At 67.3% G+C, this 21,222-nt stretch carries 19 protein-coding genes and 1 pseudogene; 16 read left to right on the top strand and 4 right to left on the bottom strand.

The features are described 5' to 3' along the window. Nucleotides 1-104 precede the first annotated feature (104 nt). From ACLML9_RS07145 to ACLML9_RS07135, 3 genes are read left to right on the top strand one after another with little or no spacing between them, the layout of a single operon-like run. Nucleotides 105-767 (top strand): hypothetical protein, encoded by a 663-nt coding sequence (locus ACLML9_RS07145; RefSeq protein ID WP_411944742.1) that lies wholly within the window; start codon nucleotides 105-107, stop codon nucleotides 765-767. After that, nucleotides 760-2,115 (top strand): glutamine synthetase family protein, encoded by a 1,356-nt coding sequence (locus tag ACLML9_RS07140; RefSeq protein ID WP_411944741.1) that lies wholly within the window; start codon nucleotides 760-762, stop codon nucleotides 2,113-2,115. Before ACLML9_RS07145 ends, ACLML9_RS07140 begins: the two co-directional genes overlap by 8 nt. Before the next feature lie 56 nt (nucleotides 2,116-2,171). Beyond that, the gene (locus ACLML9_RS07135; protein ID WP_411944740.1) at nucleotides 2,172-2,876 is read left to right on the top strand and encodes a gamma-glutamyl-gamma-aminobutyrate hydrolase family protein; all 705 of its coding nucleotides are present in this window, start codon (nucleotides 2,172-2,174) and stop codon (nucleotides 2,874-2,876) included. 67 nt (nucleotides 2,877-2,943) lie between these two features. Here ACLML9_RS07135 and ACLML9_RS07130 read toward each other — a convergent pair whose 3' ends face one another. Then, on the bottom strand, nucleotides 2,944-3,621 hold the full coding sequence (locus ACLML9_RS07130) for a TetR/AcrR family transcriptional regulator (protein ID WP_411944739.1): 678 nt from the start codon (nucleotides 3,619-3,621) through the stop codon (nucleotides 2,944-2,946). Between the two features lie 288 nt (nucleotides 3,622-3,909). On the opposite strand from ACLML9_RS07130, the gene ACLML9_RS07125 reads away from it, so the two are divergent. The 10 genes and pseudogenes from ACLML9_RS07125 (at nucleotide 3,910) to ACLML9_RS07080 (ending at nucleotide 15,042) form a co-directional block, all read left to right on the top strand. Beyond that, entirely contained in the window at nucleotides 3,910-5,517 is a 1,608-nt protein-coding gene (locus ACLML9_RS07125) for a class I adenylate-forming enzyme family protein (RefSeq protein ID WP_411944738.1), read from the top strand. 10 nt (nucleotides 5,518-5,527) lie between these two features. Beyond that, entirely contained in the window at nucleotides 5,528-6,325 is a 798-nt protein-coding gene (locus ACLML9_RS07120) for an enoyl-CoA hydratase/isomerase family protein (protein WP_411944737.1), read from the top strand. Continuing rightward, nucleotides 6,322-7,416, top strand: a complete 1,095-nt coding sequence (locus ACLML9_RS07115) for a Zn-dependent alcohol dehydrogenase (protein ID WP_411944736.1) — start codon at nucleotides 6,322-6,324, stop codon at nucleotides 7,414-7,416. Before ACLML9_RS07120 ends, ACLML9_RS07115 begins: the two co-directional genes overlap by 4 nt. A gap of 34 nt (nucleotides 7,417-7,450) precedes the next feature. After that, nucleotides 7,451-8,908: an aldehyde dehydrogenase family protein gene (locus ACLML9_RS07110; RefSeq protein ID WP_411944735.1), complete on the top strand. Its 1,458-nt coding sequence runs from the start codon at nucleotides 7,451-7,453 to the stop codon at nucleotides 8,906-8,908. A gap of 114 nt (nucleotides 8,909-9,022) precedes the next feature. Continuing rightward, a complete protein-coding gene (locus ACLML9_RS07105) occupies nucleotides 9,023-10,681 on the top strand; it encodes a flavin-containing monooxygenase (RefSeq protein WP_411944734.1) in 1,659 nt (552 codons plus the stop codon). Further along, on the top strand, nucleotides 10,678-11,052 hold the full coding sequence (locus ACLML9_RS07100; protein ID WP_411944733.1) for a hotdog domain-containing protein: 375 nt from the start codon (nucleotides 10,678-10,680) through the stop codon (nucleotides 11,050-11,052). The genes ACLML9_RS07105 and ACLML9_RS07100 overlap by 4 nt, the downstream gene beginning before the upstream one ends. Nucleotides 11,053-11,057: 5 nt before the next feature. Then, entirely contained in the window at nucleotides 11,058-12,356 is a 1,299-nt protein-coding gene (locus ACLML9_RS07095) for an NAD(P)/FAD-dependent oxidoreductase (RefSeq protein ID WP_411944732.1), read from the top strand. Between the two features lie 176 nt (nucleotides 12,357-12,532). Further along, nucleotides 12,533-12,637 (top strand): annotated as a pseudogene (locus ACLML9_RS07090) (nitronate monooxygenase); the annotation flags it as partial. A 308-nt stretch (nucleotides 12,638-12,945) separates the two neighbouring features. Further along, entirely contained in the window at nucleotides 12,946-13,641 is a 696-nt protein-coding gene (locus ACLML9_RS07085) for a transporter (protein ID WP_411944731.1), read from the top strand. A gap of 42 nt (nucleotides 13,642-13,683) precedes the next feature. Next, the gene (locus ACLML9_RS07080; RefSeq protein WP_411944730.1) at nucleotides 13,684-15,042 is read left to right on the top strand and encodes a flavin monoamine oxidase family protein; all 1,359 of its coding nucleotides are present in this window, start codon (nucleotides 13,684-13,686) and stop codon (nucleotides 15,040-15,042) included. 118 nt (nucleotides 15,043-15,160) lie between these two features. On the opposite strand, the gene ACLML9_RS07075 is transcribed toward ACLML9_RS07080, so the two are convergent. The 3 genes from ACLML9_RS07075 to ACLML9_RS07065 are packed head-to-tail and all read right to left on the bottom strand — an operon-like array spanning nucleotide 15,161 to nucleotide 18,537. Continuing rightward, nucleotides 15,161-16,273 carry an NDMA-dependent alcohol dehydrogenase gene (locus ACLML9_RS07075; protein WP_411944729.1) on the bottom strand — a complete coding sequence of 371 codons (1,113 nt, stop codon included), beginning with the start codon at nucleotides 16,271-16,273 and terminating at the stop codon, nucleotides 15,161-15,163. Nucleotides 16,274-16,330: 57 nt separating this feature from the next. Continuing rightward, nucleotides 16,331-17,260 (bottom strand): NAD(P)-binding domain-containing protein, encoded by a 930-nt coding sequence (locus ACLML9_RS07070; protein WP_411944728.1) that lies wholly within the window; start codon nucleotides 17,258-17,260, stop codon nucleotides 16,331-16,333. Between the two features lie 35 nt (nucleotides 17,261-17,295). Continuing rightward, nucleotides 17,296-18,537 (bottom strand): cytochrome P450, encoded by a 1,242-nt coding sequence (locus ACLML9_RS07065; protein WP_411944727.1) that lies wholly within the window; start codon nucleotides 18,535-18,537, stop codon nucleotides 17,296-17,298. A 226-nt stretch (nucleotides 18,538-18,763) separates the two neighbouring features. Here ACLML9_RS07065 and ACLML9_RS07060 point away from each other — a divergent pair, with 226 nt between their 5' ends. The 3 genes from ACLML9_RS07060 to ACLML9_RS07050 all read left to right on the top strand — a co-directional run. Then, nucleotides 18,764-18,967, top strand: coding sequence for a ferredoxin (locus tag ACLML9_RS07060; protein WP_411944726.1), 204 nt, complete (start codon nucleotides 18,764-18,766; stop codon nucleotides 18,965-18,967). A 106-nt stretch (nucleotides 18,968-19,073) separates the two neighbouring features. After that, on the top strand, nucleotides 19,074-20,456 hold the full coding sequence (locus ACLML9_RS07055) for an NAD-dependent succinate-semialdehyde dehydrogenase (protein ID WP_411944725.1): 1,383 nt from the start codon (nucleotides 19,074-19,076) through the stop codon (nucleotides 20,454-20,456). 75 nt (nucleotides 20,457-20,531) lie between these two features. Further along, nucleotides 20,532-21,222 (top strand): SDR family oxidoreductase (locus ACLML9_RS07050; protein WP_411944724.1); only part of this gene is annotated, 691 nt, incomplete at its 3' end.

Below are 21,222 nucleotides of genomic sequence, written 5' to 3'. Positions count from 1 at the left end.
AGTCACGTGACCCAGACATTTGACTAGAAGTTCACGTACCATTTGGGATCCGCTGTCGACGGTGTACCGCGCACGCGATCTCGTCGCATCGAAAGGACAACAAGATGACCGAAACGACGATCGGTCCCGCGACGCGCGGGGCCGACGCGGTCGGCGGGGTCGACATCCGGATCGAGAACGACGCAAGTCCGATCGTCCGATTGATCGCCCGGGCCATCACCGATTCCCTCCGCGCCGACAGCTCCCTCCTGCCCGCCGGGCTGGAAGGCGCGCTCGCGATCCGCTCCCACGACACCCCGCAGGCCGCGACGATCACCCTGGCCGATGGTGCCATCGCGGTGTCGGGCGGCGTGTTCGGCGAGCCCGATCTCGACGTAACCGTCGACCTGAACCAGTTCTTCGCCCCGGTCGGCGAGCCCGTCGGCTCCGCCGAGTTCATCGCCGTGGCCACCGCGCTGCTGTCGCCGCCGCTGCCGGACTGGAAGACCGCCGCGGTGAGCTTCTGGGACAAGGCCCGGTCGGTCCCGGGCATCCCCGACGTGCTGGTCGCCGTCATCGAGGGCCCCGACGGTATCGACCAGGTCATCGCGGGCGAGGGGGAGACCCAGTACGTCATCGCGGGCCCGCCGGATCTGCTGGCGGCAGTCTTCACCGGTGCGGTCGATCTGCTCGCGGCCCTGTCCACCGGCCTCATCGGCGTGCGTGGCACGCTCTCGCAGCTGTCGGTGTTGGTCGCCGCATCCTGGAAGGTTCGTTACGATGTCTGAAATCGCCACCACCGCAACGGTTCCCGATCCGGGCGTGCACACGGTCCGGATCGAGTCGACCAACCATGACGGCTCCTTCCATGGCAAGAACGTCTCGCCCGCGAAGTTCGCCGCGTGCGCGGAATCGGGTTTTGCGATGGCCGACCTGCTGTTCGGTCTCGACCTGGGCAACGCGCCGACTCTCGGTTTCGCCTACCCCGACTGGCGTGGTCATCTCGCCGATCTGCAGTTCCGGCCCGACATGTCCACGCTGGTGCAGTGGGCGCCCGGTGTGCAGTCGGTGATCGGCGACTACTGGCAGGCCAACGGTTCCCCGATCGGTACCTGTCCGCGCAATCTCGCGCGCGCGATGGTCGACCGGCTCGCCACCCGTGGTTTCACCGCCACTGTCGCGGTCGAGATCGAAGCCACCCTGTTCCAGGAGTCGGTGCATGAGGCGAGGGCGAAGGGATACCGCGATCTGACCCCGCTCGGCGGCTCCGCGGGCACCGCCTACAACCTGGCGAAGTCGAAGGACTGGGTCGACTACATGTCGGCGGTCGCGCGGCGGCTCGAGGAGATCGGTATCGAGTGGGAGGCGTGGAGCGATGAGGACGCGGCCGGTCAGGTCGAGCTCAATCTCGTTCCCGCCGACCCGATCTCGGTGTGTGACAACTGGGCTCGCGCCCGGCAGGTGATGCGTGAGGTGGCCTTCGAGCTCGGTCACACCGTCACTTTCATGGCCAAGCCGACCGCGGGCTACGGTCAGGCCTCGCATGTGAACCTGTCGCTGCAGCGCGACGGCGTCAACGCGTTCTACGCCGCCGACGGGCCGTCGGACACCATGCGGCACGCGGTCGCGGGGTTGCTCGCGACGATGCGCGGCGCGACCTCGGTGATGCTTCCGCAGATCACCTCCTACCGTCGTCTGGTCGACCTGAGCGGACCGCCGACCACGGTGACCTGGGGCATCGCCAACAAGACCACCGCGGTGCGCGCGGTCTGCGGACACCCGAAGTACTCCCGCCTCGAGTACCGCGTTCCCGGTGCCGACGCCAACCTGTACCTCGCGGTGGCGACGATTCTGGGCGGCGTGCTCGCCGGGATCGACGGCAAGCTCGAACCGGCCGAGCCGATCAGCGATATGGCCTGGTGCGCGCCCGACCTCGAACGGCTGCCCGACACCATCACCAAGGCCGCCGACGCGCTCGAGGCCGACCCGATCCTGCGCGAGCAGCTCGGTGCCGAGTTCGTCGACTACTGGGTCGGCACGCGGCGCTGGGAGTGGATGCAGTTCCACACGACCGGCGGTGACCCGTTCGCCGAGCTGTCGGAGTGGGAGTCCACGCGCTACTTCGAGTTCCCGTGACCGCGCGCTCGACCGCCGCGAGGCCGCTGATCGGGCTGACGGGCAGGCGGTTCAGGATGGGGCTGATCCAGGGCAGTCACCCCGGGTACAGCCAGCGTCTCACCGATGCCTTCTTCGCCGATTTCGCGGAGCGGATCACGCGCGCGGGCGGTGTGCCGGTGATGCTGCCCTACGACGCGGATCCGGCGGCGTTGGGTGACTGGTTGTCCGGTGTGGTGATCACCGGTGGTCAGGACGTGCATCCGAGCTGCTGGGGTGGGGACGAGTCGGTGGTCGGCGAGATCGATCCGGTCGCTGACCCCTCCGTCCACGATCCCGGCCGGGACGAGTTCGAGATCGCGTTGACCCGGGTGGCGCTGCAGCGGCAGATCCCGCTGCTCGGGGTGTGCCGGGGCATGCAGGTGCTCAATGTGACCCTCGGCGGCACGCTGATTCCCGACCTGCCGGTCGGGCCGATCAAGCACCTCATGTCGGCGGGGCCGCTGTCGGACGGCGATCCCGGGCACCTCGTCACCTTCGACGCGGGGACGATCGCCCAGAGGGTGTTCGGCGATCGGCTGGTGACCAATTCGTGGCACCACCAGGCGGTCGATATCTGCGGGGACGGGCTGGTGGTCACCGGTCGGACCGACGACGGTGTCGCCGAGACCATCGAGCTCCCCGGGGCCGCGGTGCTCGGGGTGCAATGGCATCCCGAGTGGATGGAAAGCGACGACGGCGCGCTGCGCTGGCTCGTCGACGCGGCGGGCGAGCGGCGCTGAGCGAAGCGTAAACCACTGTGGCCGTCATCTTTTCGGTGGCGGCCACAGTGCTGCTGTGTCGACGCGGTCAATCCATGCGCACCCAGGACACCAGCGATCGCATGTCCGGTTCGGGCGCGATATCCGCCGGCCGGACCGCGGGTGCGGCGACCTCGCCGAGGTTGGCTGCCATCCATGCGTCGAGGACGCCGACGGTGAGTTCCACCTGTGCCCGCGCCGCTGCGTCATCGGTGAACACCAGCCAGTTGAGGGCGAAGCCATCGGACAGCGCGGACACCACGTAGATCAGCTGGTCGATCGTGTCCGGGTCGATCGGTCGGCCCGCGGCGGTCGTGGTGCCTTCGATGATCGTGCGCATGGTCGCGTAGGCCGCGTTGTACACGATCTCGGCCTGCTCGCCTTCACGCTGACCCCAGCTGATCAGCTCGAGGATGGTCGCGCCGAAGTCCGGATTCTCCAGATACCACTGCAGCACGCCGCGTAGCAATCCCCGAGCGGTGTTCTGCGCGTCGCTGTGGACATCGCTGCGGTTGAGTACCTCGCGGTACTCGCCGGCGAGGTATTCGAAGACCGCCGCGAACAGCACCTCCTTGGTGGCGAAGCAGTAGTGCAGCGTGGCCAGCGGAGCGTCCGCCTCCTCGGCGATGCGGCGCGTGGTGGCTCCGTCCACCCCGTGGGCGGCGATCACGCGCACGGCCGCGGCCACCAGCTCGGCGCGACGTTCGGCGGCGGGGATACGAGCCATGCGGAACTCCTTCGGATCCGATCTGAACGATTGATCAAGTCAAATTCGATATTACCAGTCTGTAACTGGTCCGAGGTGGGGCGTCCGGTGAGCTTCGCCGAATTAGTGGGTCGTTTGCCTTGATCAAATGACCCACTACCGCTACCGTTATGGCAGGCCTCACATTTCCTGGCGACCCGGCCCATCGAGAGCCATCCGTGACGGCGCGCGTGCCCCCGCCGGCATCGCAGCCCGGCGATTGCAGGTCGATCGGCGACCTACCACCTGCTACCCCGTGAAGAGGACGACATGACCCAAGTCGAATCGGTCCACCCCGAACGCGCGATCGCGCTCGATCGCCTGGCCGTGGCTCCGCCGATCGACACCCTCGTCGGCCTGCTGGCCGACCAGGCCGTCCGTGCGCCCGACCGTGAATTCCTGCGGTTCGCGGACGGGTCCTGGACCTTCGCCGAGATCGACGACTGGACCTCACGGCTGGCCCAGCGACTGGCCACCGACGACGGTGTCCGACCAGGGGACCGGGTCGCGATCATGTTGCCCAACGTCGTGCAGTGGCCGGTCGCCTGGCTGGCGATCCTCGAGGCGGGCGCGGTGACGGTTCCGGTGAACTCGTCGTATCAGCGGGCGGACCTGGAATTCGTCCTCCAGGATTCCGGCGCCCGGGTGCTGTTCACCGACTCCGAGCACGCCGCGCTGGTCGACGAGGTGCGTGCCGCGAACAACGAGCTGGCCGACGTCCGGATCCTCGATGTGCCGGCACCCGGCGCGCTCGCGGACTACCCGGCGCGCCGGCCGGCGGTCGCCGTCACCGGCGAGACCCTCGCGAACCTGCAATACACCTCGGGAACAACCGGTTTCCCCAAGGCCTGCATGCTGACCCACGACTACTGGACCCGGCTCGGCTGGGTGTGCGCGAACGCCGCCGGCCTCGGCGCCGAGGATGTGGCGCTCACCTCGCAGCCGTTCTCCTACATGGATCCGCAGTGGAACACCGCGCTGTGCCTCACGGTGGGGGCGCCGCTGGTGGTGCTGCCCCGGTTCTCCGCGTCCGGTTTCATGGCCGATGTCCGCAAACACCGGGCGACCTTCGTCTATGTGCTCGGTTCCATGCCGACGCTGCTGTTCAAGCAGCCGCCCACGCCACAGGACCGCGACAACGACCTGCGCATCGTGCTGTGCTCGGCCATCCCCGCCGCGCTGCACGCGGAGCTCGAACAGCGATGGGGCGCGCCGTGGCGGGAGATCTTCGGGATGACCGAGACCGGCGTCGACCTGGTGAGCCTGCCCGAGGCCACCGAGAACGTCGGCAGCGGACGGCTGGGCCGGCCGGTGCCGACCAAGCAGGTCCGGGTGGTCGACCCGCAGGGCCGCGAAGTGGGCGAGGGTGAGTCCGGCGAACTCGTCACCTCCGGTAAGCCCATGATGCTCGGCTACTGGAACCGGCCCGAGGACACCGCGCGGGTCCTGCGCGACGGCCGGCTGCACACCGGCGACGTCGCGGTCCGCGAGGCGGGTAGCTACCGCCTGGTGGGGCGGCTCAAGGACATGGTCCGCCGGGGCGGGGAGAACATCGCCAGTGCGGAGGTCGAACGTGTGCTCGAACGCGACGACCGCGTCGTCGCGACGGCCGTCGTCGGCGTGCCGGACGAGCTGTTCGGCGAGGAGGTCAAGGCCTTCGTGCAACTGGCTTCCGGCGTGGCGGAATGCCGTGACACCGCGCAGCGCATTCTCGACGATGCGCGAAACCAGCTGGCGCGCTTCAAGGTTCCTCGGTACCTGGAATTCGTCGCCGATTTCCCGCGAACTCCGTCCGAACGCGTGTCCAAACCCGCGCTGAAGGCGCGCGCCGCCGAGCGGCCCGGCACCACCTACGACTTGCAACCGCCGCGCGACTGAGGAGCCGGATATGACCGACGACTATCTGGAAGTACACATCGATGACGACGTCGCGGTGCTCACACTGAACCGCCCGGCGAAGCTGAACGCGCTGGATGTGGCCACCCGGGTGCTGCTCGCGCAGACCATCCGTCATTTCGGGACCGGTGATCTGGTGCGCGGGATCGTGCTCACCGGCAACGGCCGGGCTTTTTCCGCGGGTGAGGACCTCCAGGCCGTGCCATCCAGCTACGCGGAGATCCGGGAGGCTTTCGCCACCTTCCACGACATCACCCGCGCGATCCTCGAGACGAAGATCCCGGTGATCGCGGCCGTGAACGGGATCGCCGTCGGCGGCGCCTCGGAGATCACGCTGTGCTGTGACGGGCGGATCGGCAGCCCGGCCGCCGAGTACTTCCAGCCGGAGAACCACCGCGGGATCATCATCTCCAACGCGTCGAGCCTTCTGATGGGCCGGCTGGTCGGCAACCACGCGATGCGAATCATCCTCGGATCCCAGCGGATCGGTGCCGAGGAAGCGCTGCGGATCGGGCTGCTCGACGAGATCGTCGTCCCGGAGATTCTGGTCGGCCGCGCCGTCGAGGTGGTCCGGCAGTGGAACTCCGATCCCCGGATCACCGCATTGCACCTCGGCCTGCTGCGCCCGCTGCCCGCCGACATCGAGGCGGCGTTCGCCCGCGAGGACGACGCCGCCCGCCAGGCCTGGGAGTCCGGCGCCTTCAGCGAAGGCATCGAGGGCTTCTGGACATCGAAGAATGCGGCGTCCTCGGCGCCCGCGCAGAACAACCGAGATCGGAGTCGATCATGATCACCACCGAAGCAGCTGTCCTCACGGCGGTCGAGCAACCGCTGGAGTTCACCGAGATCCTGGTCGACGACCCGGAACCCCACGAGGTCCGGCTCGCGGTCTCGAATGTCGGACTGTGCCACAGCGATCTGCACTACATGACCGGAACCGTCGGCGCCGACCTGCCCGTGGTGGTCGGGCACGAGGTGGCGGGGGTGGTCGAGTCGGTCGGCTCCGCGGTCACCACGTTGCGTCCCGGCGACCGCGTCGTCGGTGCCCTCACTCCCTCGTGCGGGCTGTGCCGCAACTGCCAGGTCGGACACTCGACCCAGTGTCAGCGCATCACCGAGATCCGGCAGCGGCCCCGGCCTGCCTTCCAGACACCCGACGGCCGGGTCGTCCACCGGCTCGGCGATGTCGGCGCCTTCTCCCGCCACACGCTGATGCGGGAGAACGCGCTGGTGAAGGTGGCCGACGAGGTGAGCCTGCATGTGGGCTGCCTGCTCTCGTGCTGCATCATCACCGGCGTCGGCGCCGTGTTCCGGGGTGCCGAGGTGCGTCCCGGTTCCACTGTCGCCGTAATCGGTTGCGGCGGTGTCGGCTCGGCCATCATCCAGGGGGCGCGTCTGGCCGGCGCCTCGGCGATCGTCGCCGTCGACCTCGACGACGCCCGCCTCGCCGCTGCCGAGATCTACGGCGCCACCCACGTCGTGAACGGTGCGGCGGATGTGGCCGCCGAGATCCAGAACCTGCTCGGCGACGGCGTGGACTTCTCGTTCGAGGCCGTCGGTAGCGCGCGCACCGCGGCCACCGCGCTCGAGGTGCTGCGTCCCACCGGTACCGCGTGCCTGGTCGGTATCGCCCCCGACGGCACCGACCTGACGCTGCCCGCCTGGAACTTCTTCTTCTCCGAGAAGCGTCTCATCGGCTCCTACATGGGCTCGGGCCAGGCACAGGAGGACATCGCCCAATTCGCCCGCCTGTACCAGCAGGGGCGGCTGCTGCTCGACGAGATGGTCAGCGACGTCATCGGGTTCCACGACATCGACAAGGGCTTCGAGGCGATGAAGTCCGGCGAAGTCACCCGCATCGTCGCCGACCTCACCGTGTGAGCCCCCGCCCATCCACGCGCCGAAGGAGCTTCTCATGACGAATCCGCGACTGCCCCAACCGATCAACTACATCGCCGACGACTGGTCCGAGTGCGCGACCATTCCCGGCCTCTGGAATCTCGACCCCAACACCGGCCTGCCCGTGCACCGTGCCGTCACCACCACGCCCGCGGATGTGGAACGCGCACTGCGTCACGCCGAGCAGTCCTACGGTTTCGAACGCTGGGATGACGCGGCGAGCGAGGATCGCGCCGAAACCATCGAGCGCGCGGCCGATATCGTCGAGTCCCGGATCGAGGACATCGCCTACACCGATGCCCTCACCAGCGGCGTGCCGATCGCCAAGGCCCGGCTGGTCGCGCAGTTCCTGCCGCACCGGATCCGTGCGGCCGCTGCGGAACTGCGATCCATTCCGCGCCGGACCGCGCTGACGGCCGAAGGACGTGACGTGCGGCTCTACAAGGTCCCGTGGGGTCCCGCCGCCATCCTGACGCCGTGGAATGGGCCCAGCTTCATACCCGCCGCGAAGATGGTGAGTGCGCTTGCGGCAGGGTGCCCTGTCATTCTGAAACCGTCGGAGCACGCGCCGAGCAGCGCTCAGATCATCGTCGAGAGCTTCGTCAAGGCCGGTCTGCCCGACGGTGCATTGCAGCTCGTGCACGGCGCGGGTGACGTGGGCGCGGCCCTGACCGGCGACCCGCGCGTGAAGGTCGTCTCCTTCACCGGCGGCCCGAACGCGGGCCGTGCGATCGCGCGCGCGGCGGCCGAGGATTTCAAGGTGCTCCAGCTCGAGCTGGGCGGCAACAACCCGGCCTTGGTGCTGGATGACGCGGATATCGAGGTGACCGCCGACGGCATCCTCGAGGGGATGACCAAGCTCAACGGTCAGTGGTGCGAGGGCCCCGGCAAGGTGCTGGCGCACAAGAGCCTGGTCGAACCGCTGCTCGAAGCGCTGCTCGATCGCATCGCCCGCCTCGAGATCGGGAACTCGCTCGACGAGACCACCGAACTCGGCCCCATCTCGAACGCCCCGCATTTCGCGACGCTGCAGAGCCGTATCGAAGAGCTGCGGGCCAACGGTGCGACCATCCATCAGCCCGCGAAACTCCCCGGGCTGGAGGGCTTCTTCCTGTTGCCCACCGTCGCTACGGATGTCGACGCGTCGCTGGCGACCGCCGAACTGTTCGGTCCGCTCATCAGCCTGCACGCCGTGGAGTCCGACGAGGACGCCCTGCGGGTGGCCAACGCCAACCCGTCGGGTCTGGACGCCTACGTGTTCGGCGGCGACCTGGACCGCGCCGTCGAGGTCGGCTCACGGGTGCTCTCGGGTGAGGTGCGCGTGAACGGCGCCAAGGTCGCCGACCTGGCCGACGGATCGGCCCAAAGCTTCTGGGGCACTTCGGGAATCGGCGGCCACGCACCCGGTGAATCCGTGCGGGTGTTCTGCGGCGACCGCGTGGTCGGCGTCGATTCTCCCTCCCTGCCGATGTAGCGATCGCGGAACTATTTCCGCCTCACCCCTTGACTGTGACCGGTGCCACTGGTGTACTCAAACTAGGTCATTTGATCCAGTCGTTCGACCATACAAAGGAAAGCGGCTTCTGCCATGAACCCCACCCCCACCCCAGAGATCGTCGACGTCATCGGTGTCGGCGCCGGCTTCACCGGCATGTACCTCTCGCACCGGCTGACGACAGCGGGCTGGAGCTTCGCGGGTTTCGAAGCCGGCCCGAGCGTCGGCGGCACCTGGTTCTGGAACACCTATCCGGGCGCGCGCTGCGACGTCGAGAGCATCTACTACTCGTACTCGTTCGACGAGGAACTCCAGCAGGAGTGGACGTGGAGCCAGCGGTTCGCCCCGCAGGCCGAGATCCTCGGCTATATCGAGCACGTCGCGGACCGCTTCGATCTGCGCAAGCACTTCACCTTCAACACCCGCGTCGTCGCCTCGACCTGGAACGCGGGCGACCGGCTGTGGGAGGTGCGGCTCGACAACGGTGAGGTCCGGCGCAGCCGCTACCTGATCTCGGGTGCGGGTGGCCTGTCCACTCCCAAGGACTTCGACGTGCCCGGCCTGTCGAACTTCACCGGATCGACGGTGTCGACCAGCCGGTGGAACATCTCCCTCGACGACCTCAGGGGCAAGCGCGTCGCCGTCATCGGCACCGGATCCTCTGGCGTGCAGGCGATCCCGCTGATCGCCGAGGTCGCCGAACACCTCACGGTCTTCCAGCGCACCCCCAATTACGTGATGCCCGCCCGCAACGCCGAACTCGCCCCCGACCAGGTCGCCGCCGTCAAGGAGAACTACGTGGCGATTCGTGAGGAGTGCAGGCATTCGCCCGGTGGCATCCCCGACCGCCCCGTCACCGACCGGGCTTTCGACGTCTCGGACTCCGAGCGTCAGCGACGCTACGAGGCGGCCTACAAGCGCAGCGGGTTCCTGGGTGTCGGCGCCGAATTCGCCGACCTGCTGTTCGACGAGGAAGCAAACCGGACCGCGTCGGAGTTCATCCACGACAAGATCCGCGAGATCGTGAAAGACCCCGCCACGGCGGAACTGCTCGTGCCCAGATACCACCCGCTCGGCGCCAAGCGCAGCGTCTTCGGTACCGACTACTACGAGACCTACAACCGGCCGAACGTATCGCTGGTGTCGCTGCGTGACGAGCCGATCGAAACGATGACCGAGAACGCGATCGTCACCTCGAAGGGCATCTACGAGGTGGACGCCATCGTGCTCGCCATCGGGTTCGACGCCTTCACCGGCCCGCTCTACGGGCTCGATCTCGCGGGTGCGTCCGGCAAGAAACTGCAGGAAGCGTGGAGTGACGGTATCCGCTCCTATCTCGGATTGATGGCCGCCGACTTTCCCAACTTCTTCATGGTCGGCGGACCGCTGAGTCCCGCGCTCGCCAGCAACGTGGTCGTGACGATCGAGCAGGCCGTCGACTGGATCGCCGACCTCATCGAACACGCCCGCGACACCGGATCCACCCTGATCGAGGCCACCCCCGAGGCTCAGCAGGAGTGGGTCGACATCACCGAGTGGACCGTGTCCCAGACGCTGTACGCCACTACCGACTCCTGGTATCGGGGCTCCAACGTCGAGGGCAAGCCCAACACTTTCATGGGTTACCTGGGCGGGGTCGGCAAGTACCGCCGCATGTGCACCGAGATCGCCAAACGGGGCTACCCGGGCGTCGCGATCGACGGCGAAGCGACGTCGCGCACACTCGGCCCGATTCACGAGGAGATCGCATGAGCAGCGCGCTCCACCGGCGGTATGTCGCCTTCTCCGACGCGCACTACGCTGGTAACCTCGTCGACGGTGCCTACGCCTTGAAGCTCTTCGGCGATGTCGGCACCAATCTGGCGATCGAAATGGACGGCCACGAAGGCCTGTTCGCCGGCTACTCGTCGGTGGAATTCCTCGCCCCGATCCGGGGCGGTGATGTCGTCGAGGCCGAAGCAACCCTGGTGAAGAAGGGAAACCGAAGCCGCACGATCGATTTCGAGCTCCGGGTGATCTGCCGGGGCTCCGGTGACACCGGCCGCGCGCAGATCCTGGATCCACCCCTGGTCGCGGTACGCGCCCGCGGCACCGCGGTCATCCCCGCCGACGGAACGGAGTAGGCGCCATGGAATTGATCAACGACACCGGTTGGGCCGAACAACCCACCACGGTCGAACCGTCGCTCACCGGTGACATCGACTGCGACGTCGTCGTGATCGGCGGCGGTGGCGGCGGCATGTCGGCCGCCCTGCGCCTCGCCGAGAAAGGCGTCGACGTGGTGCTGCTCGAAGCGAAGACACTGGGCTGGGGTGCCACCTCGCGCAACGCCGGCTACATCACCAACTCGGTCGCCGCCGACCCGGAGCTGCTGGGGTTGCTGCTGAAGCGCGAGCGGTTGCGCAAGCTGTACCGCTACGCCGAGCATGCGGTGGAATTCGCCGAGGACGCAATCAAGCATCACGCCATCGACTGCGACTACCGGCAGGAAGGCATCGTGATGGCCGCGGTGTCGAAGGGCCAGTTGCGGCACGCGCGCCGCAACGCGAAGGTCCTGGCAGCGGCCGGATCGTCGGGCGAGTTCGTCGAGGGCCCCGAGGCCGGCCTGCCCGAGGGCTTCCTCGGTGGGATCCGTGAAGGCGTCGGCGGCACTGTCAACCCGGGTAAGTTCGCTCTCGGCCTGCGCGCCGCCACCATCGCCGCGGGTGTGCGCGTCTACGAATCCACTCCGGCGGTCGACGTCGTCGACACCGGTGACCGGGTCACCGTCGCAACCCCGCACGGAAAGGTCAAGGCCCGCAAGGCGCTACTGACCACCAATGCCGCGAGCAACAGCCTGTCCATCGCGCCCAAGTATCTCGCGACACCGGTGTGGACCTCGCTGGTCGAAACCGAACCGATCCCGCCCGAGCGACTCGACGAGATCGGCTGGACCAGCCGGGCGCCCATGGTGACGCTGCACATGATCCTGGAGAGCTACCGCGTCACCCCGCGCGGAACCATCGCGTTCGGCACGCGCCGCATCCAGGCGGGTCGCAACCCACTGCCCGCCCGCACCCCCGCACCGCGGGTCGTCGACGACCTCGTCCGTGGCTTCCATGACCGCTTCCCCGGTCTGCGCGACATCGAGCCGGTGAAGGCCTGGGGTGGCTGGATCGGCATGAGTTCCACCTGGCTGCCCGTTGCGGGTGAGGCCTCCGAGAACGTGCTCTACTCGGCGGCCTGCAACGGCCACGGCTTCGCCCAAGCGCAATACGTGGGACACCTGCTCGCCGACCATGTCACCGGCGCACCGCGGCACGCGGACCTGGAGGCGATCTGGCACGGCCACAAGCGGTTCTGGCCCAGCTTTGTCAGCAACCCCGCGCTGTATATGGGCTGGCTCGCCGACCGAACCGCCGACCGTCTGGCCTCGCTCAGAAAATAATCACCGCGTCCGTTCACGCCGGCCGTCGATGAAGGCACTCGCCCTCGACGGCCGGCGTGAGGTTCTCAGGCCCGGGTGAAGGCCAGTAGCCGGGCGGTGGTGTGCTGACGGACCTCGCCGTGCTGGTTGAGCGTGTCATAGGTCGCGGTGAGGAATAACGCGACGCCGTCATCGTGTTCCGCAACTCCGCTCGCGTCGCCCGCAATGCGGTGTCGGAGGAGATTGCCGCCGTCTCCCGCGGGCCCGGCGCGACCTTCGACGACATCGCCCACCTGGCCGCCGAACCTGCGCACGCGCGGGTTCGGCGGTTTTTTTGTGTCCAAGCGACCCGGTGCCGGCCCCCCCGGGGTACGTTCTGGAACTAGTGGGTCAATTGCCTTGATCATATGACTGACTCGCGGTACTGTTATGACCGGCATCACATCCCGACCCGCGTCGGGGCTACGCGAGCGCACCCCGCTCGGCGGCCGGATGTCGGACCCATGCATTGCCGAAGCGAGACGACCACCCGTTCTCGATCGCTCGGCGGCGTCGACGAAACGACCCCTTGCCGCTGTCGGCGGGTGGCACTTTTCAAGGAGAAGATCAAATGTCGATCAAGGAACTGCTTTTCGCGGTCGCGGACATCTGGATGATCGCTGTCGGTTTCACCTACGGCATCAAATTCATTCGGAACTACCGGAATTATCTGCTCGGAATCGAGTGGATCATCGTGGCGACATCGGGAACGAACTTCCTGATCTACGGGCTGCTCAAAGCAGGTCACGACAGCCCGATGTACGCGTTCGCCTACTTCCTGGACGCCTTCTCGCGGTCCGTCGGCATCACGCTGATCCTGGTGCTCGGGTTGATGGCGGTCACCCACCGGTACAAGCCGTCGGCGGCGGTCGACGTCGGTGCGTTCGCCCTGGCGGGTGTGGTCGGTTTCGTCCTGAGCACCTACGCCGAGGAGATCGGCACCCCGGGCAAGATCTTCTACATCGTGGTCAACGTCCTCACGACGTTCTTCCTGATCTATTTCTCCAAGCGGCTCTGGGAGATCGGTGAGCGTGGGCACGCGGTGTGGGCCGGTGTCGCGACGGCGTGCGGATTCTTGATCGCGGCTATCTACGACTTCGTCCACATTCCGGGCGACGACGCGGAGCACACCATCTTCTACATCTTCGCGTTGTCCACCTGGGGCCTGCAGATGTTCACGTACTACCGCGCGTACCGCGCCTTCGATGCTCACCACAAGCGTGTCGCCGCGCCGGCGGTGACCGGTGACGCCGCCGTTACGGCGTAATCCACGAGTTTCATTTCGACCGGGCCAAAGGCAGGAGCTGAAATGGCAACACAGAATATCCAGGAAGAAACCACTGAGGTTGTCGTCGTCGGCGCCGGAATGGCGGGTTTGACGGCCGCGACCACCCTCGCGCCCAAGGCCGAGGTGGTCGTGCTCGAGTCCACCGACCGCACGGGTGGGCGCGTTGACACCGTCCGCCAAGGCGACTACTGGATCAATGTCGGCACCCAGTTCACCGAGGGCACCGGCACGCTGATCGACGCCCTCGACCGGCACAACATCGAGATGGGCTCGCTCGCGGGCAAGAGCATCGCGCTGTATGTGAACGGTTCGACGGTCGATACCTCGAATCCGCTCGCGCTCATATTCCGCACACGCATGACGATGATGGATCGGCTCGGCCTCGCCGTCGTCGGTGCGCGCATCCTGTCCGCCACGCCCTTTCTCGAGTCGCAGAGCCGTTTCGCCCAGCGTGTACGTGCCCGGCTCGAGTCCAGGCTGGCGTCGTATCTGCTGAACGGCGTGCGCTCGGAATTGGCCGCCACGATCGTCCGGTCGTGGTCGGCGCAGTGGATGGGCTGTGATCCGGACGAGACGGCCGCGGCCCAGTTCGTGTACTCGGTCGGCATCGCGCTGACCGACCCGGAGAAGGTCCCGAACTTCTCGCTGCCGGTCGGCGGCAACCAGACGCTGACCGACGTGCTGACCGAGGATCTGGGCGCTCGTATCCGCCTGAACTCGGTGGTGCAATCGGTGTGCCGCGACGGTGCCGGCGTGATCGTCGACTACCTCGACGGCGACCGCCCCAAGCGGTTGCGGGCCAAGCGCGCGATCGTCACAGCACCCGCCGATATCACCGAGCGGATCATCCCGGACCTGCCGCAGCAGTACCGCAACGCGTTCAACGACATCACCTACGGACGCTACGTGGTGGTCGGCTTCTTCACCGACGAAGCCGGCCCGCAACGCTGGGACAAATACTTCGCCATCTCCGCACCGCAGCTGTCGTTCCAGGCGGTGTTCAACCACGCCGCGGCGCTGCGCACCGGTGGTGACCGCAAGCCGGGCGGCGCCCTGGCCTGTTTCGCCGGTGGCGGCAAAGCCGACGCGTTGCTCGACCTGCCCGACGAGGAGATCGTGTCACGCTTCAGGAACGACCTGCTCAGCGTGCTACCCGAACTGGAAGGCAAACTGGGGGAGCCCATCCTGCGCAGGCACCGCCGAGTCGTCCCGTTCTGGGCGCCCGGCCGACGCAAGACGCTCCCCACCTTGCGCGACCCGCTCGGCGCCATCTATCTCGCCGGCGACTACCAGCTCGACCTGCCGTCGCTGGCCGACGCCGCTACCTCAGGTGAGCGATCGGCGCTGGCGGTACTGGCCGGCCTTGGTCGCTCCCGGTAGCCGAGGGCCTGCTCCAGCGCGACCGATCCGGCCGTTCGTCGCGTACCGCATGTCGTTCGGTCCATCGTGGCCGACGTCATGCGCTATGGCAGGCGCGAGCGGCGCCTGCCGCGACGGGTCAGTGCTCGTGAATCATCACGCCGCGAATGAGCTTGCCCGCGAGGAGGTCGGCGTAGCCTTCGTTCACCTCGGCGAGCGAGTATTCGCGGGTCACCAGTGCGTCCAGCTCCAGGCGTCCGGCCTGGTAGAGGCCGAGCAGGCGATTGATGTCGTGCTGGGGGTTGAGCGATCCGAACAGGCTGCCCTTGACGTTCTTCTCCCACAATGACAATTCGACGCCGGGGAGCTGGATGGTCGGCGCCTCGAACACGCCCATTCCGGTGATCACGATCGTTCCCCCCTTGCCGACGATGTCGAACGCCGAGCGGATGATGTCCTCGTGGAGGTGGCCGACCAGGACGATGGCTTGGTCGGCGCCCTGGCCCCGAGTCAACTCGATGACCGCTTCCGTCGCGGTCTCCGCATCGGCGAAGGCATGGGTGGCGCCGAGTTTCATGGCCGTATCCCGTTTGAGCTCCTGCGGGTCGATCACCACGACGTTCCTGGCGCCCGCGGCGGCCGCACCCTGCACGGCGTTGATGCCGACACCGCCCGAACCGTAGATGACCGTGGTGTCGCCGGGACGGACATTGCCCGTGTTGACCGCCGAACCCCAGCCGGTCGGCACCCCGCAGGAGGCGAGCACCGCCTTCTCGAGTGGCAGCGACTGATCGATCTTGACCACCGAATGCTCCGACAGCGTGCCGTACTGCGCGAAGCTGCCTACTGAGCACATCGCGCCGACCTCTTCGCTGCCGAGCCGGGCACGGAAGGTCCCGTCCGGCAGCTGCCCGTCGAGCAGGATGGCGCCGAGATCGCATAGGTTCGCCCGGCCGGTCAGGCAGTAGCGGCACTGACCGCAGCTGGGAATGAAGCTGGTCAGCACGTGATCGCCCGGTCGGACCTTGGTGACTCCGGGGCCGACCTCCTCGATGACGCCCGCACCTTCGTGCCCGCCGATGATCGGCAGACGGGAGGGGAAGTCCCCCCGGGCGAGGTGCAGGTCGGAGTGGCACAGACCGGCGGCCACGTAGCGGACGAGGACTTCGTGCTCCTTCGGGCCGTCGAGTTCGAGCTCGACGATCTCGAAGGGTTGGTCGACGCCGGTCAGGATGGCAGCTCGGGTCTTCACGGTGATGGCTCCTCTTCTGGGCCGAACGGGGTCTTGGGGTGGGAGAGACCGTAGGACCTATGTGCCTTCCGCACCGTTTCCGTGCACATCTGCCACCCGGATGGGGGACGCGTCCAGCTTCGCCAACGCGAAGAACCCGAGGTCGCCCAGACCTGCCCGCTCCGCTTCGCCGAGCGCCTGGACCGCCGTCGCGAGCATGGTGGCTCGGTGGCCGGTGGCCTGGATCGCGCCGAGGGCGGCGCGGCAACCTTCGGCGTAGACGCCGAGGGTGGCGGTCGAGGTCTGGTGGGCATCGTCAGCGATGGCATCGACGGCTTCGTCTGCGGTAGCGGCCAGCGTGGCGATCGCCACGCGGGTCAGGGACTTCATGGTTTCACGGGAAATCCCGTGTCCCAGAGCGTATGTCATCGCCTCGATGTAGGCGGTGAGGGCGCTGACGTAGAACGCGCCGGTCATCGCGGTTTCCGCGGCGCCGGCACCGGTGATGTCGTCGGACACCCAGGTCGAGTGCGGGCCGAGTAGCGACAGCGTGTCTCGGTGCGTGGCCCAGACTTCGCTGGAACCGGAGTACACGATCATCCCGTCCTCGGTGCCGATCTGAGGCGGGTAGCACAGGATCGCGCCGTCGAGGTAGCCGACGTGCCGGTCGGCGGCCCAGTGAGCCATCGCCTCCGCTTCGGCGGGGGTCCCCGTGCCCACGTTGACGAGCTCGGCGCCGCCCCAGTCGATGACCGGGTCGAGCGCCGCGCGGGTGGTGTCGTAGGTCGAGGTGCAGGCCACCACCAGTGTCGACATGCCGACTGTGTCAGCGAGGGATTCGACCGGGGTGATGTTGTCGCCTGCCAGTGCGCGCGCTCGGGCGGGGGTGCGGTTCCACGCGGCCACGGCCAGTCCGCCGGCCGCGAACGCGCGGGCCAGTGCCGAACCCATCAGTCCGCAGCCGACGACGGTGACGTCGAAACTGCGAGCAGCAGCGTTCTCGGGCAATTTTTTCTCCGATGTCTCGAATGACCCGTGCTGTCTCAGCCGAGCCGGACGGGCAGGGTTTTGTGCTGATTGATGAAGAAGGACTCCGCGAAGGGCGCGGCACCGATGATCTCCATCCTCGGGAACCGCCGCAGCGTCTCCTCGAGCATCACCCGCAACTCGAGGCGAGCGAGCGCGTTGCCCAGGCAGAAATGCCTGCCGCCTGCTCCGAACGCTTGATGGGTCGGGTTGCGGGTGACGTCGAAACGATGTGGGTCGGTGTAGCGGGACTCGTCGCGGTTCGACGAGGTGTACCACATGACTACTTTGTCGTTCTCCTTGATCAGTTGCCCGCCGATCTCCACTTCGCGGGTCGCGGTTCGGCGCATGAAGGAGAACGCCGGGAACATCCGCAAAGCCTCCTCGACGGCGCTTCGCACCAGGGACATGTCGTCGAGGACGAGCCGGCGCTGATCCGGGTTCTCGAGCAGCGCCTTCATCGCGCTGACATAGGTGGCCATCGTGGAATCGTTGCCTGCGACGATCAGCAGCAGGATGCCCATCACGATCTCGTCCTCGCTGAGGCGTTCGCCATCGATCTCGGCGTGCACCAGGATGCTGATCAGGTCGTCCTTCGGGTTCTTTCGGCGCGGCTCGATCAGTGCGGTGCATTCGCCGATGAGGTAGGGCATGAATTCCTCGGCCCATTCCATCAGTCCGCCGGGATTCAGGTCCGGATCGTCGCGGCCGATGTAGCGCGACATGTCCTTGGCCCATTTGGCGTCGTCTTGTTCGGGGATCCCGAGGAAGCCGTGGATCACACGCGCCACGATGGGCTGGGACACGTCCGCGACCAGATCGCAGGTGTCTGTGCCGTCCAGCCGGTCCAACACCGTGGTGACGACCCCGCGGACCCACGGTTCCAAGGCCGCGATGCGATCTCTGGTGAACCCACCGAGGAACAGCTGCTTGATCCGGTCGTGCTTGGGCGGGTCGAGGTTGATCATGTCGAGCTTGCCGAGTTCCTGCAGGTCTTCGGGCAGATCACCATAGGTCAGATCGACCGCGCCCTGCCGGTGCGAGGAGAACGTCTTCCAGTCGCGGCTGGCCTGCTCCACGTCATCGGCGCGGGTGAGCGACCAGAAGCCGGGTTCGTCCGGCATGCCCGCGATACCGGGGGACCGGTGCACCGGGCACTGAGCCCGCAAGGTCGAGAACACCTCGTGTGGTGGTCCGTCGGCGAAAACGGTCAGATCGCCGAGTGTGAGATCGGCGGCCGGATCTTCGCGAGTCGTCATAGTTCCTCCAGGGAGCCGAGGCGGTGGTTCGGGTGAAGGTAGGACGTAGGTCACATCTCCGGCCGAAACCGCGCACGCGCTTCCCCCGACTGGGGGAGGTCTGGACTTGCTGCGGTACAACGGGATCCACGCCCCCCGAATGGGTGTTCCTTCAGCGACACCGTCGCCGGCGTGGCCCTGCCGGTCGATAGTGAGCGAACCTGTTTCCGCACCGAGGAGAGCCGACATGGCGCTGAATCTGACTGTTGACCTCGCGAGATGCACCGGCTGTGCTTGCTGCATGATGGAGTGCCCGGACCTGTTCGACATCGACAACGACTCCGGCAAAGCCGTGCTTCTCGAGCCCAGGCCGACGGCCGAGCGCCTCGACGAAGCCGTACGAGCCGTTCGCTCTTGCCCTGAGGGCGCGATCAGGCTGGAGGAGAAGTAGCCGGCCGACTCCCCCGGGTGGGGGACGTTTCGGGTGGGGTTACCCACATCGGCCGGCGCCGGCCTGATCCTGGTCGCGTTCTCGATGTGCGATCAGGAAGGCTACCGTGAGTACGTACGCCGTTGTGGACCCCGCTACGGGGGAGAAGGTCGAAGAGTTCGCCACGCTGACCGATGCCGCGCTGGACACGGTCCTCGATCGTGCCGACCAGGCCCTGCGCGACTGGGGCCGCCGTTCGACGGTCGCGCAGCGCGCCGAATTGCTGGGCCGGGTGGCCGCGCTGTATACCGAGCGGCGCGAGGAGCTGGCCCGCGTCATCGGCCGGGAGATGGGCAAGCCCCTCACCCAGGCCCTCGGCGAGGTGGACTTCAGCGCGGCGATCTACCAGTACTACGCGGACTCCGCGCAGGAATTGCTCGCCGACGAACCGATCGACCTGGTGTGGGGTACGGGCACGGCGGTGGTTCGCCGCGCGCCACTGGGCGCCTTGCTCGGGATCATGCCGTGGAACTACCCGTACTACCAGGTGGCCCGCTTCGCCGCGCCGAACCTGCTGGTCGGCAACCCGATCGTGCTCAAACACGCGGCACAGTGCCCGGCCTCTGCGGCGGCCATCGAGCAGATCTTCGACGACGCGGGCTACCCGGTCGGTGCGTATACGAACGTATACGCCACCTACCAACAGATCGACCGGATCATCGCCGACCCTCGCGTGCACGGTGTCTCGGTCACCGGTTCCGAACGTGTCGGCGCGCTCGTCGCCGAAGCCGCAGGCCGCAACCTCAAGAAGGTGGTACTCGAGCTCGGCGGTTCCGATCCGTTCATCGTGCTGAGCACCGACGATCTCGCCGCGACGGTCGACGCGGCGCTGGCGGCCCGCTTCTACGAGAACGCGGGCCAGCTCTGTTGCGGCGCCAAGCGATTCATTGTGATCGATGAACTCTACGACGAATTCCTCGAACTGCTCGTGAGCAGGCTCGCGGTGGTCACACCCGGCGATCCGGCAGCGCCGGAGACAGTGCTCGGCCCGGTGTCGTCGCTGGCGGCCGCGCGACACCTGGAGGACCAACTGCGGCGCGCGGTGGCCGGGGGCGCGAAGGTAGTTCTCGGCGGCAAGCGCGACGGAGCCCGATTCGAGCCGACCGTCCTGGTCGATATCGATCCCGCCAACGAGGCGGCCAGGGAAGAATTCTTCGGCCCCTTCGCCCACCTCTACCGAGTGAGCTCCGAAGCGGAGGCCGTCGAGGTCGCGAACGACACGCCGTACGGTCTCGGCTCCTATATCTACTCGACCGACACCGAGCAGGCGTGCCGCGTGGCCGATCAGCTCGAGGTCGGCATGGTGTTCGTGAACCTCGTCGGCGCCGATGAACCCGGTCTGCCCTTCGGCGGGGTGAAGAACTCGGGATTCGGCCGGGAGCTGGGCAGATTCGGCATCGAGGAATTCGTCAACCGCAAGCTCATCCGAATCGGGGCAGGACACCGGTGACGAATTCAGCAATCAGGTGTTATCTTAAAGTCTAAGCAAGCGCTTAGTTATTGCATTGGACAAGGGAGACCGAGAATGAGTGCGCGTTTCGAGGCGAAGACCGCAATCGTCACCGGCGCCAGCCGCGGCATCGGTTTGGCGATCGCCCAGCGGCTCGTCGACGACGGCGCGAAGGTGGTGATCACCGCGCGCAAGCAGGACGCGCTCGACGAGGCGGTCGCCCAGCTGGGCGGGCCCGAGGTGGCCCTGGCCGTCGCGGGCCGCGGTGACGACCCCGCCCACCAGGACGAGGCGATCGAACGTGCGATCGAGACGTTCGGCAGCGCCGACTTGCTGGTCAACAACACCGGCATCAACCCCGTGTACGGTTCGCTGCTCGACGTGGATCTGGATGCCGCGCGCAAAATCCTCGAGGTCAACGTGCTCTCTACTCTGTCGTGGGTGCAGAAGGCGCACCGGGCATGGCTGGCCGAGCACGGCGGCGCCGTGGTGAACATCGCCTCGGTCGCCGGTTTGCGCACTGAACCCGGTATCGCTTTCTACGGCGTCTCCAAGGCCGCGGTCATGCATCTCACCACTTCGCTCGCGCTGGAAATGGGCCCGGCCACCCGGGTGAACGCGGTCGCGCCCGCCGTGGTCAAGACGCGGTTCGCGGCCGCGCTCTACGACGGCCGCGAGGCACAGGACGCCGCCGACAACGCGATGGATCGTCTAGGCCTACCGCACCACATCCGGTCGGTCCTTGCGATCCTGCAGTCGGCGCACG

Origin of the sequence: Nocardia sp. NPDC002869 (assembly GCF_046764065.1) — a bacterium.
GTDB lineage: Bacteria > Actinomycetota > Actinomycetes > Mycobacteriales > Mycobacteriaceae > Nocardia > Nocardia rhamnosiphila.
The sequence above is the reverse complement of the archived record's forward strand: the minus strand, read 5'-3'. Positions and strand labels throughout refer to the sequence as shown.